The 14408-nt window shown below is 33.5% G+C and carries 12 protein-coding genes, 1 tRNA gene and 1 riboswitch; of the genes, 4 read left to right on the top strand and 9 right to left on the bottom strand.

The window, feature by feature from the left end; genetic code table 11:
- Positions 1-70 precede the first annotated feature (70 nt).
- Genes ACJ6WR_RS12560 through ACJ6WR_RS12540 form a run of 5 tightly spaced genes read right to left on the bottom strand, consistent with a single transcriptional unit; the run spans position 71 to position 4137 of the window.
- Positions 71-1330 carry a hemolysin family protein gene (locus tag ACJ6WR_RS12560; RefSeq protein WP_039116871.1) on the bottom strand — a complete coding sequence of 420 codons (1260 nt, stop codon included), beginning with the start codon at positions 1328-1330 and terminating at the stop codon, positions 71-73.
- Positions 1331-1336: 6 nt separating this feature from the next.
- A complete protein-coding gene (locus ACJ6WR_RS12555) occupies positions 1337-1534 on the bottom strand; it encodes a hypothetical protein (protein WP_086894192.1) in 198 nt (65 codons plus the stop codon).
- 12 nt (positions 1535-1546) lie between these two features.
- Positions 1547-2101: an LPS export ABC transporter periplasmic protein LptC gene (gene lptC / locus ACJ6WR_RS12550; RefSeq protein WP_039112518.1), complete on the bottom strand. Its 555-nt coding sequence runs from the start codon at positions 2099-2101 to the stop codon at positions 1547-1549.
- 55 nt (positions 2102-2156) lie between these two features.
- Entirely contained in the window at positions 2157-3410 is a 1254-nt protein-coding gene (locus ACJ6WR_RS12545) for a membrane protein (protein ID WP_039112519.1), read from the bottom strand.
- Positions 3403-4137 (bottom strand): type III pantothenate kinase, encoded by a 735-nt coding sequence (locus ACJ6WR_RS12540; RefSeq protein WP_039112520.1) that lies wholly within the window; start codon positions 4135-4137, stop codon positions 3403-3405. Before ACJ6WR_RS12540 ends, ACJ6WR_RS12545 begins: the two co-directional genes overlap by 8 nt.
- Positions 4138-4237: 100 nt before the next feature.
- Between ACJ6WR_RS12540 and ACJ6WR_RS12535 the strand changes: the two genes are divergently transcribed.
- Together ACJ6WR_RS12535 and ACJ6WR_RS12530 are read left to right on the top strand one after the other, a co-directional pair.
- Positions 4238-4310: transfer RNA gene (locus ACJ6WR_RS12535), tRNA-Phe, on the top strand.
- 52 nt (positions 4311-4362) lie between these two features.
- Positions 4363-4650: a GIY-YIG nuclease family protein gene (locus tag ACJ6WR_RS12530; protein ID WP_086894214.1), complete on the top strand. Its 288-nt coding sequence runs from the start codon at positions 4363-4365 to the stop codon at positions 4648-4650.
- A 412-nt stretch (positions 4651-5062) separates the two neighbouring features.
- On the opposite strand, the gene ACJ6WR_RS12525 is transcribed toward ACJ6WR_RS12530, so the two are convergent.
- Positions 5063-6382 carry a DUF5074 domain-containing protein gene (locus ACJ6WR_RS12525; RefSeq protein ID WP_409415418.1) on the bottom strand — a complete coding sequence of 440 codons (1320 nt, stop codon included), beginning with the start codon at positions 6380-6382 and terminating at the stop codon, positions 5063-5065.
- A 319-nt stretch (positions 6383-6701) separates the two neighbouring features.
- Positions 6702-6894: riboswitch (cobalamin riboswitch) on the bottom strand.
- A 241-nt stretch (positions 6895-7135) separates the two neighbouring features.
- Here ACJ6WR_RS12525 and ACJ6WR_RS12520 point away from each other — a divergent pair.
- Together ACJ6WR_RS12520 and ACJ6WR_RS12515 are read left to right on the top strand one after the other, a co-directional pair.
- Positions 7136-8629, top strand: coding sequence for an MFS transporter (locus tag ACJ6WR_RS12520; protein ID WP_409415417.1), 1494 nt, complete (start codon positions 7136-7138; stop codon positions 8627-8629).
- Between the two features lie 10 nt (positions 8630-8639).
- Positions 8640-8864 carry a DUF6814 family protein gene (locus ACJ6WR_RS12515; RefSeq protein WP_086895745.1) on the top strand — a complete coding sequence of 75 codons (225 nt, stop codon included), beginning with the start codon at positions 8640-8642 and terminating at the stop codon, positions 8862-8864.
- Between the two features lie 92 nt (positions 8865-8956).
- Here the strand turns inward: ACJ6WR_RS12515 and ACJ6WR_RS12510 are convergent, their stop codons facing one another.
- From ACJ6WR_RS12510 to ACJ6WR_RS12500, 3 genes are all read right to left on the bottom strand, one after another.
- On the bottom strand, positions 8957-11842 hold the full coding sequence (locus tag ACJ6WR_RS12510; protein ID WP_409415416.1) for an alpha-amylase family glycosyl hydrolase: 2886 nt from the start codon (positions 11840-11842) through the stop codon (positions 8957-8959).
- Positions 11843-11921: 79 nt separating this feature from the next.
- Positions 11922-12743, bottom strand: coding sequence for a SusE domain-containing protein (locus ACJ6WR_RS12505; protein ID WP_039112525.1), 822 nt, complete (start codon positions 12741-12743; stop codon positions 11922-11924).
- Positions 12744-12768: 25 nt separating this feature from the next.
- Entirely contained in the window at positions 12769-14376 is a 1608-nt protein-coding gene (locus tag ACJ6WR_RS12500) for a RagB/SusD family nutrient uptake outer membrane protein (protein WP_323489936.1), read from the bottom strand.
- Between the last annotated feature and the right edge of the window lie 32 nt (positions 14377-14408).

The following is a 14408-nucleotide window of genomic DNA, read 5'->3' as shown; positions in this document are numbered from 1 at the left end:
CAATTATCTAGTTAATAATAATACTACTAGCAATTTATTTTGCAAGAATTTTTACTTTTCTAAAAAAATATCACTCTCTAATAGTCATTTTTACTAATTCTATTTTCTTATTTGTCGCCTCTTCTATCACAAAATGATAGTTTTCGATGGTAATTTCTTCCCCAACCTGAGGAATTTCTTTCGTATGATCTACAATAAAACCACCTAATGTTCCATAAGAATCACTTTCGGGAATATCTAGTTTATAAGTCTCATTAAGATACTCAACATCAAATCGAGTCGAAAAAAGATACTTACCCTCACCCAATTCTTTTTCTATTAATTCCTCGTCCAGGTCGTGCTCATCTTCAATCTCTCCAAACAACTCCTCTACAATATCTTCAACAGTTATTATACCCGAAGTTCCTCCATATTCATCTAAAACCACAGCAACACTTTTTCGTTTTTTTGTAAGCAAATTCAAAACGTCTTTTATATAAACTGTTTCCGGAACAAATTCTACAGGAATCAATACTGACTTTATAGTCTTAGGCTTTTTAAACAAATCGAAAGAATGGACATATCCCAAAATATCATCCAAAGAATTCTGATATACCAAAATCTTAGAATATCCAGTTTCTACAAATAATGCTTTAAGTTCTGCAACTGTATCAAAAAGTTCTACTGCATCAATCTCTGTACGAGGCGTCATGATATCTCTTGCTTTTACACCCGAAAACTCTAATGCATTCTGAAATATTTGTATCTCTGAATCCACTTCTTCATCATCTTCTACCGCACTCATTTGTTCGGTAATATAATTCCCAAGTTCAACTTTACTAAAAAAAAGCTGCACTTGATCTCCTTCAGTTTTAAAAAATCTTCGGAGTATAAAATCTGAAATCCAGATAAAAAATGTAGAGATATAATAAAAAAGCCAGTAGAAAAAATACGCTGGGATTGCAAAAAACTTAATTAAAGAGTTTGCATAAATCTGAAAAAAAACTTTTGGAAAAAACTCTGCTGTAATTAAAACCAAAAAGGTAGAGATCACAGTTTGAACAATTAAGCTAGTAACATCCGAGAAATGATACCCAAATTTAATTATAACCTTTAAAAGCAAATCCCCCATAAAAAAACCATAAACAACCAATGCAATATTGTTACCAATAAGCATTGCAGCTATAAATTTTGATGGTTTTTCGGTAAGCTTGGTAAGGATTTTGGATAAAAAATTATCTTGTTTTTTCTCAATCTCAAGATAAATTTTATTCGAGGATATGAATGCTATTTCCATACCCGAAAAAAAAGCCGATAGTATTAAGCAAACTATTATAATACTAATCTCCATTTTTTATTATTTTTTATTAGGATTCTGATTCTCAAACTTCTTAGAAAATTTCCTTCTGAAGAAAAACATAAAAATTCCCATTCCCGCAATTAAAAAACTTAACCAAGGAGTTTCTCCACCCGCGTTTATTTTCATTACTGCATCATAAATAAACAGAATTGCAATTACTAGATAAGCGTATTGTGTATATTTTAAGTAACCCATAATTATTGTTTTTTATTCTTCGGTTTGTATCTCTCCGTTTATTCGTTGAGAGTTTATTATTTTAAAGTCTTTACTGAAATCGATTCCCTGACCATAAGAAACTCCTTTTACATCTGTAAATTTAAACTTTCTTTCGGTATAAAACCATTCATTTTTTTGATCAAAATACAACTGTTCCGTCTCTAACATCTGACCGTCATCTGTTGTAATCTTCACTTTTCCTTGCAAATCGATGATAGAAGTTTGCTTGTATGAAATAGCATAATTTGCTTTTACGTAAGTACGTTTGCGCTTTTTATCATACAAAGTAACATCTATACCTTTTGGAAAATCAGTAAATGGAAAAGCAACATTGGAATAATCCAACATCTTAGGACTTATTAAAATTCCTGAAATAAGTCCAGAGTCGGTATATTTTATATTAACATTATCAGCATCACTAGCAGGAACAAACTCAGTAAAATTACTTCTTTGTACCTCTTTAAAATTGCTTTCGCATCCTAGAAAAAACATCGCAATAAAAATTACAAGCCCAGGAATGACGCTATATGTTCTAAGTAAATTCATTCGCTAAATAAGGTAAATTAAACTCTAAACCAGAGTTTGTAATCTATAATCCGGATTAATTAAACTTGCTTCTTTCGAACCATTTATCGTTTAATGAGAAACCAAGACTAAAATTAGCATAATTTTCTTGAATTAAACCTGCAGATGTAGTTCCTCTTTTTCCGAACTCCATTCCGAAATTAATATTAGAAAATGTTCCTGAAATAGGGAATCCAGCTCCTAGAGTAAGCCCAATATCATTTATGCGCTCTCCATTGATAATCAAACCTGTTTTCTCGTATTTAAGACCAGCTCTATAAGTAACTCTATTAAAGTAACCTGCAAAAGAACTATAGTTAGGAATATAATAACCTCCTAAACTTGCGCTAGCGTATTTTCCGTATCCTACATTTGATGCAGCATTATAAGTACTTGATTGATCAACTGAATTTTGATAAGAAACTTTTCCTCCAATTAACCATTTTCTTGCCTGTCCAACACCTGCACTTAAAGCAAGTTTAAATGGCATATTTACATCTACCTCAGATTTTTGATCCGTTCCAGGATCAATAACACTAAAGTTAAGCCCAGAACCTAACATTCCTGTAGATATATTTCTTGTATTTTCAGAATTTAACTTACTCTGTAATGTATATGTTGCACTAGTAAAAAGAGATAATTTTTTATTAATTTTATATTGGTACATTGCTCCCAAATTAAAATTAACTCCAGATAAATGAGTCGTATTCAACTCTCTTGTTCCAACTGGAACATCAGTAATAAACTCTAAACTAGTAGTTTCTACCTTACCAAAGTTATAATGCATATCAGCACCAATGCTAAAATTAGGTTTGATTTTATAAGCAAATCCTAAATAAACTTTATTTAATCCTCCTGAACCATCAAACCTTTTATTGTTATCTCCTGTATTTATAGCAAGTGACTCAATTTGATATCCTACAGATGAATATGGAATTAATCCAAAACCTAATCCGAATTTACTTCCTAAAGGCATACCCACAGCTAAATAATCTAAAGCTGTTCTTTGTGCTTTTGCCGATTCAGTATCTGTTTTTAATGTACTTGAATTGTATGTTCCCCCTATCGTAAAAGCTGTAAGTTTAAGATTTGCGTAACTCGCAGGGTTCTCTAAATTCATGTGAATACTATCTTGCTCAACTGCAACACCCGACATAGAGCGATTTTCGATAGTTCCTTTAAATCTTACATCTCCAATTCCGTAAAAAGAATAAGGAGAAGCTGTTCCTTGCTGAGCAAAAGATACGAATGACAAAAGTAAGCAAGCGCTTATTATAATTTTTTTAATCATTGTTGATTTTATATTGAAATGTTTGATTCAAACTTTCTAATAAGAAATTTGAATTGGCAAATATGGTATTTTTTAATCGTTTAGCCAAAAAAAGTGCATCACCACCCGTTAAAATTATTATAAAGTTTGAGTAGTCTGCTTTGTATTGATCGATAAAACCGTCTATTTCATAGACGAATCCGTTTACAACCCCCGAGTGCATTGATTCGGGCGTTGAATTACCTACGTATGATTTAGGCTCTTCAAAAGTTAATAACGGAAGTTTTGCTGTATAATTATGAAGCGCTTCGTATCGTAATCGCAACCCTGGAGAAATAGCTCCTCCCAAATAGTTGTCATTTTCGTCGACAAAATCGTATGTAATGCAAGTTCCAGCATCAATAACCAATCTATTTTGATTAGGATATTGTAATGTTGCTCCACTAGCAAGTATAATTCTATCGATTCCTAAAGTTTTTGGCGTTGCGTAATTATTTTTAAATGGAAAATGACCTTCATTTGTCAAAAAACAAACATTTACGTCATTTTCAAAATTCAAAAACGACTCTTTTTCGACATTTCCGACAGACGCAACGACCAAATCGGTCACTTTTTCAAATTTTTTTAAAATTTTTTTAATTTTTATTTGGAGCTCATTTTTATCAAAAACAAACAATTCCAAAACAGTATCATTCTCAAAAACAGCACCCTTAATACGAGTATTCCCTACATCGATTGTTAAAACCATAGCTTCTTACTTTACGAATGCGAAGATACGAATTGATTTTTTTTTAAAATTGTTTTGGAGAAACTAAAAAACATTCTATATTTGCACCCGCAACAAGCACGGTACCTTAGCTCAGATGGTAGAGCAATGGACTGAAAATCCATGTGTCCCTGGTTCGATCCCTGGAGGTACCACGAAACCCGAATAGAAATATTCGGGTTTTTTGTTTTTAACACTTCTCCACAAATGCATTATTTATATATCATTTACTCAGATTCTTGTCAAAAATTCTATATTGGAGAAACTAACAATATAGATAATAGAGTTTCAAAACATCAGGAACATTTTTATTCAAATTCTTTTACTAAAATAGCTGATGACTGGGAAATTGTTTTAATATTTAATTGCGTTGATAAAGAAGAAGCTATCTATTTAGAAAAGTTTATAAAAAGAATGAAAAGTAAAGTATTTAACAATAAAATAATCGCTGACCCATCTATTTTAAAAGATATCCTTTTTAAAAGAAAATCATAATTTGTCCCTGGTTCTCCCGAAGCCTCGGGACTTGAGGTACCACAAAACCCGAATAGAAATATTCGGGTTTTTTGTTTTTAATACTTTCCTGTTTTTCAACCGCAAATAAATTTTACCGCAAAGGTCGCAAAGTAAAAAAACACAAAGGTTCGCAAAGTTTAAATTATAGACCTGTGATTTTTTTTATGAGAAGAAACTCCGTATCAGAAATTACCATATTTCAAATATAGCCCATGGTTTCAACCATGGGAGACGGATTAAGATTACATATTGCGCTCCAACGGTTAAAACCGTTGGCATGATTATAAATATTACAAAAAAAAGGTTCGCAAAGCTTCATCATAAAGCTTTGCGAACCTTTGCGTAAATCTTAGCGTACTTTGCGGTAAAAATTATTTACAGTTTAAAAAAATTATTGATGAAATACAGAAACTGCAGGGAAATAATATCCTGAAAAATTTACCGATGCTGTTTTTGCTCCTGAATCAGCGTTAAATATATAAAGATTGTTTATAGAGAAATTCACACCAAAACCTGAATTTAAGGTATTTACCACCAAAGTATTTTTCTTTCGGTCATAACCAATTCCTGCACCATATAAGATATTTGAATTTGTTAATGTAATAAAAGGCGCAGTCAATGACTCTGGAGTACCAGTGTATTTGTAAATTTCTTTACCACCACTAAAACTTCCGTTTTTAGCAATGAAAACATCATTTTTAGCAGCCGTAATAGATCCTGGATGCCAAGCTCCCCAGCTTCCGTAAGCCTGAAAACCTAATGCGATTTCTTTTACTTCAAGAGTATTCGAATCTATACTTATAAGATTTTTACCTCCTGCTGCCCATACTTTTTTATCATCGGTAACAGCAAATCCTAAAACCATACCCGGAATCGTTTTTTCGACTACCAATGTTGAAGCATTTATTACAATAACCCCTTTTGAAGCAGACAATGCAAAAATATAACCGTTGGCCTTAACAACATCTCCAACCTGACCTGTAACACCTTCGATTTGCCCATTCACTTCCATCGTATTAAGATTAAGCTTAAATATCCCTTTACCAGAAGTCAAAAGAGCTTGATTTTCATCAATACCCACAACTGCACGCCAGTCGTTTCCGCCTTTAGCCGGGACTCTTTTTTCTTCTTTTAATGAATAAGCATCGGCTACTACAACAGGTCCGCCAACTTTAGAAACTAAAAATAGTTTTTTATTAATGATGGTTCCAAATTCTAATGTAGATGATGCCGGTTTTAAATCTTTATCTGGATTTACTTTTACAAAAACACTGTCTTCTATAGCTCTTGTATCGTATCTATAAAACCCTACCGTTCCTGTTCCGTGACCAAACCACCCTTCGTTGATCATAAAGAAACCGTTTTCATATGCTCCCCATGCATGGATATCATAAGTAAGAGAAACTTTTCCGCCATCATTTTTGGCTATCATTGTAATTTTAAAATCTCCCCTCGTTTCTGGTTTAAAGATATAGGTAGAATCAGATCCTACTACTTTTCCATCTATCGCCCATTCAAAAGCAACATTCTTTCTATCTGCTAATTTTGAGCTTAATTGAAGTGTTTTCCCAACGGTTAAAGTATCTTTTAATTGCTGTTCGCCTTTTATTACTGGTGGCTCTGTAAAATCGTCATCATTATTACACGAAACTGTTAGCATCATCAAAGAAGCAATTGCAATTAATTGCTTGGAAAAAAATCGGTTTTTCATTATTCAATATTTAAAAATTATATTACTTAATTCTTTAAATCGAAATACAATTCACCCTTACAAAAGTTGTATAAATAAACTTTTGTAAAAGCACAGCATATTGCAAAGCGATACGTTTTAATGATTTTTTTAGTGGAGAAAAAGAAAATATCGAAAGGAGAAGCTTCCAAAAAAGGATTGCTTTTGCGATATCATATTTGCAGAAAAAAAATCTCATAAATTCCATTTTTGGCTTACGAGAATAGAATAGACAAACAATACCATTATCACACAAAGTGAAAAGTATTATTCTTAATTCAAGCTTCAATCCCCGAAAGCTATTTATTACTATAAAAACGGCAGGTCTTCTGACTTACTCCCTACACCCAGCCTTCCCTTTCTAAATGAAAAGTGACGTATTAAAGGGTTTCGGTTAATGAGCTTACAGCTGCGGGACAGTTTTGGATTTACACCAAATTCCCTTTTAATGTCAATATCATATCGATATGACAACCATTTTCTGTTTCAAAATTTGAGTTGCAAAACTAGTGTTTTCTTTCGTAACAAAGCAATAGTTATTTATTTTAAAGGCCTTGAACATCTCTGCAAACTATAATTTATTTTGAATTATGAAGCTTTGATTTACTGATCAAATGTTAAATCAACAAACAAACCCTATTTGTTAAAAAACCATCAACTAAATATAAAAATATCTTATATATTCGTAAAATGATACCTTATACTTTTATTTACTATTAAAAACACAGCCATTTTATGAGTAACACATCTACAAAAGGAATTTGGAAAGTTATTTCGGCCTCTTCTATGGGGACAATGATAGAATGGTATGATTTTTATATTTTTGGGAGTTTGGCTGTAGTTATTTCGACCAAATTTTTCCCCTCCGATAATCCAACAGCATCTTTCCTGGCAACATTAGCCACTTTTGCAGCAGGATTTGTCGTTAGACCTTTTGGCGCTTTATTCTTTGGACGTCTTGGAGATTTAATTGGGAGGAAATACACTTTTATGGCGACCCTATTATTAATGGGATGTTCTACTTTTTTAATTGGTTGCATTCCGAGTTATGACACTATTGGTTTCTTAGCACCAGTATTAGTCTTGATTTTACGATTATTACAAGGACTTGCACTTGGTGGAGAATATGGAGGCGCCGCAACCTATGTAGCCGAACATGCTCCTGTGGGACAACGCGGGTATTGGACTTCATGGATTCAGACTACTGCAACTGTTGGACTTTTTATTTCTTTGATGGTCATTTTAATCACAAAAAATTCTCTCTCGGCGGAATCATTTGATTCTTGGGGATGGCGTGTTCCGTTTTGGGTTTCGATTGTAATGGTAGGGGTTTCTTATTTGATACGAAAAAACATGGATGAATCTCCTGTTTTTGCTAAAGCAAAAAAGGAAGGAAGCATAAGCGTAAACCCTTTAAAAGAAAGTTTCGGGAATAGATATAACCTGAAATTTGTCTTGCTTGCTTTATTTGGAGCAACAATGGGACAAGGTGTAGTTTGGTACACTGGACAGTTTTACGCCATGAGTTTTATGAAAACTGTAATGAGTATAGATTCTTCACAAGTAGATGGATTACTAGGAATTGCATTATTGTTAGGTACTCCGTTTTTTATAGTCTTTGGGTGGCTAAGCGATAAGATCGGTCGAAAATATATTATGATGGGTGGCATGTTACTCGCTATCCTACTCTACAGACCTATATACAAACAAATGTATGAAACTGTGAATCTGGATAACAAGGTTATTTCAAATACATATACAACTGAAGCCGATAACAATGACAAAAAAGAACATTACGTTATTATAAACAATGAATATTCAGACGGGACAACTGCAGCGATTAAACAAATAAGTCATGCTGAAAAAATTAACCCCGAAAGACAAACTACAATCACTATTAATTCTCAAGATAAATGGTCATTGATTTTTCTGGTATTTGTTCAAGTTCTTTTCGTTACGATGGTTTATGGTCCTATTGCAGCTTTCTTGGTAGAAATGTTTCCTGCAAAAATAAGATACACATCGATGTCTTTGCCATACCATGTCGGGAACGGAATATTTGGTGGTTTGCTTCCTGCAATTTCAACCTATTTTGTAACCCACTCTAAAGAAGTTGGCAAATCCGACTTTTATCTCGATGGGCTTTGGTATCCTATTATTATAGCTTCGATATGTTTTGTTATCGGAATGATTTATATTGACAATAAAGACAAAAATACTCACATCTAATCCTATCTCAATGAATGTACTAAAACGAATATTAGGAATACTATGGATAATACTATCTATTGCTGCTGCTTACTTTTGCATTTTTGAATTTGGATTACCAAAACTTGTTTCCGACAAACAGGATGATTTAGTTTTCGGAATTATAATTCTATTTATCCTTACCCCTCTTATCGTTTTAGGACTTGGTACTTTTGGGTATTTTTCATTGATTGGAGAATATGACAAAAGAAAATAAATTACATTTTTCTATTTGCTAAAACTACTTAAAACAAAAAAGCTGCCTATAACAATCTATAGACAGCTTTTTAACTAACTAACCAAATAAAATTATTTTTTCAAGAACTTCATTACTTGAGTCTTGTTGTTTTCATCTATTGCCTTCACGATATACAATCCTGTATTTAATTCACTCACTGAGAACTGAGAAGTTATCTTTTCGCTTCCGCTAAAGCTTTTCACTAACTGTCCAGTCAAAGAATAAATCTCTACTCTTGAAACCTCAGTATTTAAAGTAAAATAATCTGAAACCGGATTAGGATGTAAGATAATCGCATTTGGTTTCTCAAAATTCTCTATTGCCAACAATGCTTCCTTATTACCATAAATCCTAAACTCTCCCGGAGGAATTGCGATTGTAGCTGCTACATTAGTAACATTGATAGATGTATTGTCCATTAAATTATACCAAACTCCTGTGTACGGAAAACCAGTAGCAACACTTTGAGTAGTTACATCAAAATTTGCAAGAATCAACACGTCTTTTAACTGCGTTGATGCCAATGCTGCATTTGTAATTTTTATATTTGGAGATAATGAATTTGTATTTGACACAGTAACTGCCCCTGAAAAAACAGGCTCTACAGTTTTCATAGTAATCATTTTTGTCCAATCATTATAAATCTTGCTTCGGCCTGAATTTCCTAACCAATTACCTGTCCATTGTGGTTGCAGTTTTGTATCAAGTTTACAATCGCCAGGAATTGCTCCACTTTCATCATTAACGATTCCGTTATTACATGCAAATATAGAAGCATCCCAACCTAAATCGCCAAAATGCCAAATCATCTTTGGGCCAGGAATTAATAAGGACACTGCTCCAATAGCCGACATTCTAGATAAAGCAACATTTAGGTTTTTGACATCATGGCTTGCATTATTACTATTACCATATTGTATGTTCTTGTACATTAATCGTTCTTCGTCATGACTCTCGGCATAACCCATCAATCTATTTGCATCAAAACCATGACTAATACTTGTCATCCTTGAGATATTACTTTCGGTAGCATATCCCATTGATAATTGATTGTATGCATTGGTCATTTTCCCCCACATCATGATTCCTTTACTAGGTGTCTCCTCAATTTTATAATTAGCCCATAGTTTCTCTTCGGCATCACTACCCAAATGCTCAAAAATAGTATAATGTGTAGGATCAAGACTCCAAGAATAATCAGCATACGTTTTTAATACATCTACCCTATCTTGTTGCAAACTATTTGTACACGATTCATCACTTGCAGTACAGTTTTGCGTAAAGCCTTTAGTTAAATCCCAACGTAAACCATCAATTTTATATTCTTCAACCCAATGTTGGATTACTCGTTTTACATAGTTTTGAGTTCTCGCTTGCTGGTGATTAAAATCTTCTCCAACACTATAACTATGTTTTGCAACAGTATTAAAGTAAGGGTTATCTGCCGATGGCGAACCCCAACCATCATTATCTGGATCGTTCATCCACATTCTCACCATTGGATTACGACCAAATGCGTGATTTAGCGCAACATCCAGAATAACAGCTATTCCGTTTTGATGGCATAAATCAATAAATTCTTTAAGCTTATCTGAAGTGCCATAAAATTTATCCAAAGCCATATGAAATGATGTATTATATCCCCAACTTTCATTGCCTTCAAACTCCATAACAGGCATTAATTCAATTGCATTTATTTTTAGATTCTTGAAATAATCAATCTTGTCTATTAAACTTTGATAGTTTCTGTTTGCATCAAAATCGCGAACCAAAACTTCGTAAACCACTAATTTCTCTTTTTCGGGTTTAGCAAAATTTGTTACTTGCCAAGGATATGCTGTTTGTCCTGTTTTTAAAACGGTAACTTCTCGTTCTTGTCCTACTGGATAAACTGGCATATTTGGATAACTTGTTGCTGGAATTCCTGCATCGTCAAAAGGGGATAATACCAATGTAGAATAAGGATCAGCTATTTTTACTAATGAAGGTGAATTAGCTATTGGTGAATTAGCAACAACCCAATATTGATAGGTATTATTTACTCCCGAAACTAATCCTGTTAACTCTAACCAGAACTTACCCGAAGTTGGGTCTTTTTTCATTGCATAAGAACTAGTAGGCACCCAATTATTAAAGCTTCCTGCCACATAAACATAATCTTTTAGCGGAGCATCTAAAACCAATGTTGCTTTTGTAGCATCTGTAGTATTATAATTTATTCCATCTACTAATCCTACGGGCATAGCAACAGGTATTACAGTTCCTGGATTAACTATTGCTGTAAATTTTTTAGTAATAGTTGTTCCACTCTGGATAATACTTAATTCATAGCTCTGATTCCCCGTAATATTTGCATGATTAAACACATAACTCGAAGTACTAGGATTAGTATCTATAACCACTCCGTTTGATTTTAGACTATAACTTGCAACTCCATTTGTATTTGTAGCTGTAATATTTAAGTTTCCTCCACTTGCTACAATAGTATTGCTATTTTCTAGCGGTGAAGTTAAAGTTGCCTGAAAAGCACCAACCTTAATAAAGAAATCAGAACAAGACGGAGCAAGTTTTAGTGCTTGAGAACCAGCAGCATTTCTAAACACCATTCCCATTTTTACAGCAGCGGCTTGTTGTATTGTTGTCAATCCGAAATAAACACTTGGCGTAATAACAATACTCCATGTACCATTTGGATTTTTGGTCATTAATCCAATTCCGTCATCAGCACCCCAATTTCCTTTTGCAGTTGCCCACGGGTTAGCCTCTGTCCCTATTCCTGCATGCATATATACCTTTGTGGGATTTGCTCCCATCTCATTACAAGTTGGCGATGCAAAAGACGCAGTAATCGTTATAGGCTCGTTAACCTGAAATATAGCAGGCGAAACTGTTATTTGCTGTGCATGAGTAACAATACCCCACAACAAAAAGAAAGATAATAGTAACGTTTTTTTCATAATCTTGGTTGGTTGATTGGTTAGTTTGTATAAAAAAGGCTACCCATAGGGATAGCCTTTAAATTATTTATACTAAAAATTAATCTAATGTTATAGTTTTTGCAACATTATCAATTTTAAGAACTCTAGGTCCAGTTGGTCCAGTATATTTGAAGTTTTTATCGCCATCTTCTGCATTAACTAATTCTGCATCAATAGTGTATCCATTACCAGAATAATATGGGTAGTTACGACTATTGCCTGCGCCCCAATTTCCTCCACTTGTAAAGTCATTAGATAAAAATTCTCTAAATGCTTGTCCACTTTTAAGAACAATAGTTACTTGATAGATATCTGTTTGACCTGCAACTAAAGGAAATTCTGTTTCAGCATCACCATCCCATGACCATCCACCTGGAGTTGCTTCTCCGACTAACCAATGAGAACTTGCTAATGGTACGTGATAAGGAGTTGCCTTAAAAGTATAGAAGTTAGAATACTGTGCTTCAGCACCAATTCCTAAAGTAGCTTTAATACGAATATCAACATCATTTTCCTCTTTCTCAATAAAACCTCCGTTAACTAAAGCAGAGTTTAATTCCGCTACTGTCAAAGCTTTGAAACGAGCTGTAGTTGTAGTTACTGCAACAGGAGTTGCAAATTTAGTTCCTGCTTTTGCGATTTCAATAGTATAATTTACAACGGTTGGTGTACCATCGTACTTAGCATCATTCCAAATTACAGTTGTAGCAATCTCTTTTTCACTTTCTTTTGTAAGAACAATATTAAAATCGTTTTGAGGACTTAATAAAACTGGAGCTGTAACTGGTTGAATTACTGGCCTGTTTTCTACATCATCTCCATTACAAGACACTGTTAAAACACCAATGAATGCGATTAAAATTTTATATATATTTTTCATTTTATTTATTTTTTTATAAGATTAGTTAGTATCCTGGATTTTGTTTTAAAGTTGGGTTAGCCTGAATTGTTTTTGAAGGAATAGGCATCAAGTTTCTAAATTCTTCTGTACCACTACCATTTTTAACGCCACCTTTCCATTGCCAAATTTTAGATCCTCCTGTAAATTTTCCAAAACGAATCAAATCTGTTCTTCTGTGACACTCCCAAAACAATTCTCTTCCTCTCTCATCTAAAATAAAGTCCAGTGTTAAATCTGAAGTTGTTATAACACCCGCCTTAGCTCTTAATCTAATTTTATTTACATACTCTAATGATGTTGCAACATTTCCAGATGCTGCTCCTCTAAGTGTTGCCTCAGCATACATTAAATACACATCTGACAATCTGTACATTGGAAAATCTGTGTCTGGCACATCATTTCTTTGAGCAGCACTACCATCAGAATTGATATTTGTAAATTTTGTAACAGCATAACCATTACTAAAAACTCCATAATCAGCGATATCCAGAGTTTGTCCGTTAGTATAAAAAGTACCTCTTTGATCAGCTGTTGCCGTTGCATCAGGAAATAATTTAACAAATTCTGGTCTTGCTCTTGTTCCTGACCAGCCTCCGTCCATTCCTTGATCGGCACCCACCATCTTACCACCAATAGATGCATGAATAATAAAACTCATACCTCCACCTATTGCTCTAATAGCATTACCATCTCCAACAATTGGGAAGATTACTTCTCTTTGAGCTCCGTTTCTGTCATTATCCGCAGCAAATAAATAACGATATGGAACATCTGCAAAACTATAAGCAGAACCTGTTATAATTTCATTACAAGCAATAGCAGCATCATTGTTTCTTTCAGTTCCTGTATATACTTTAGAATTTAAATAAATCTGTGCTAATAAAAATTTAGCCGCAGTTTTATCTACTCTTCCGTATTCATTTGCACCAGAAGCAGCTAAAGTATTATCCAAATCTTTTAATTCTGACTCTACAAAAGCAAAAACTTGTGCTCTTGATTTTTGTTCTGGATAAAAGAAACCAACAGGGTCGTTTTCAGTAGTAATTGGTACATTTCCAAACAAATCCATTAAATTAACATAAGAGAACGCTCTTAAAAAACGAGCCTCTGCTCTAAATTTAACAATTTCAGCTTTCAAATTAGCATCAACGCCTCTTTCTGCTAATTTCTCCTCTGACGTTTGTCTTAAAAACTCATTGGCAATACTAATTTCATAAAAAGCTCTTGAAAAAATTCCATACAAAAACTGATTACTAGGACTCCATTTTTGTCCATTTATAGCTGGTAAACCATCATCAGACCAAGCTACAATAGCTTCGTCTGTAGGGAATTCCTGTGTAACAAATAACAATCGCAAATAACTGCTAAAATCACCCCCAAGACCAAAAATATCCGGAGAAGCATCTCCATCATTTCCTCCTACATACAAACCTGCATATAACTTCGCCATTACTTGTTTGTATGATGCCGGATCTTTAAAAAAGTCATCAGAAAGGAACTCATCATCATCTGTTGGCTTCACATCTAAGTCACTCGTACATGAAGTAAGGGTCATATTCAATCCTAAAATGAATAGGAGAAAATAAGATATATATTTAAATGATATTTTCATTTTGTTTATTTTTAAAATTTTATTTTTCAACG

The sequence above is a fragment of the Flavobacterium sp. PS2 genome, from assembly GCF_046250155.1.
In the GTDB taxonomy this organism is placed as follows: Bacteria; Bacteroidota; Bacteroidia; order Flavobacteriales; family Flavobacteriaceae; genus Flavobacterium.
Note: the sequence above shows the minus strand (reverse complement) of the source record. Positions and strands in the feature narration are given on the sequence as shown.

Coding starts and splice junctions, on each gene's coding strand:
- ACJ6WR_RS12560 (WP_039116871.1), bottom strand. CDS start 1,330: ATGGAGATTAGTATTATAATAGTTTGCTTAATACTATCGGCTTTTTTT.
- ACJ6WR_RS12555 (WP_086894192.1), bottom strand. CDS start 1,534: ATGGGTTACTTAAAATATACACAATACGCTTATCTAGTAATTGCAATT.
- lptC (WP_039112518.1), bottom strand. CDS start 2,101: ATGAATTTACTTAGAACATATAGCGTCATTCCTGGGCTTGTAATTTTT.
- ACJ6WR_RS12545 (WP_039112519.1), bottom strand. CDS start 3,410: ATGATTAAAAAAATTATAATAAGCGCTTGCTTACTTTTGTCATTCGTA.
- ACJ6WR_RS12540 (WP_039112520.1), bottom strand. CDS start 4,137: ATGGTTTTAACAATCGATGTAGGGAATACTCGTATTAAGGGTGCTGTT.
- ACJ6WR_RS12530 (WP_086894214.1), top strand. CDS start 4,363: ATGCATTATTTATATATCATTTACTCAGATTCTTGTCAAAAATTCTAT.
- ACJ6WR_RS12525 (WP_409415418.1), bottom strand. CDS start 6,382: ATGAAAAACCGATTTTTTTCCAAGCAATTAATTGCAATTGCTTCTTTG.
- ACJ6WR_RS12520 (WP_409415417.1), top strand. CDS start 7,136: ATGAGTAACACATCTACAAAAGGAATTTGGAAAGTTATTTCGGCCTCT.
- ACJ6WR_RS12515 (WP_086895745.1), top strand. CDS start 8,640: ATGAATGTACTAAAACGAATATTAGGAATACTATGGATAATACTATCT.
- ACJ6WR_RS12510 (WP_409415416.1), bottom strand. CDS start 11,842: ATGAAAAAAACGTTACTATTATCTTTCTTTTTGTTGTGGGGTATTGTT.
- ACJ6WR_RS12505 (WP_039112525.1), bottom strand. CDS start 12,743: ATGAAAAATATATATAAAATTTTAATCGCATTCATTGGTGTTTTAACA.
- ACJ6WR_RS12500 (WP_323489936.1), bottom strand. CDS start 14,376: ATGAAAATATCATTTAAATATATATCTTATTTTCTCCTATTCATTTTA.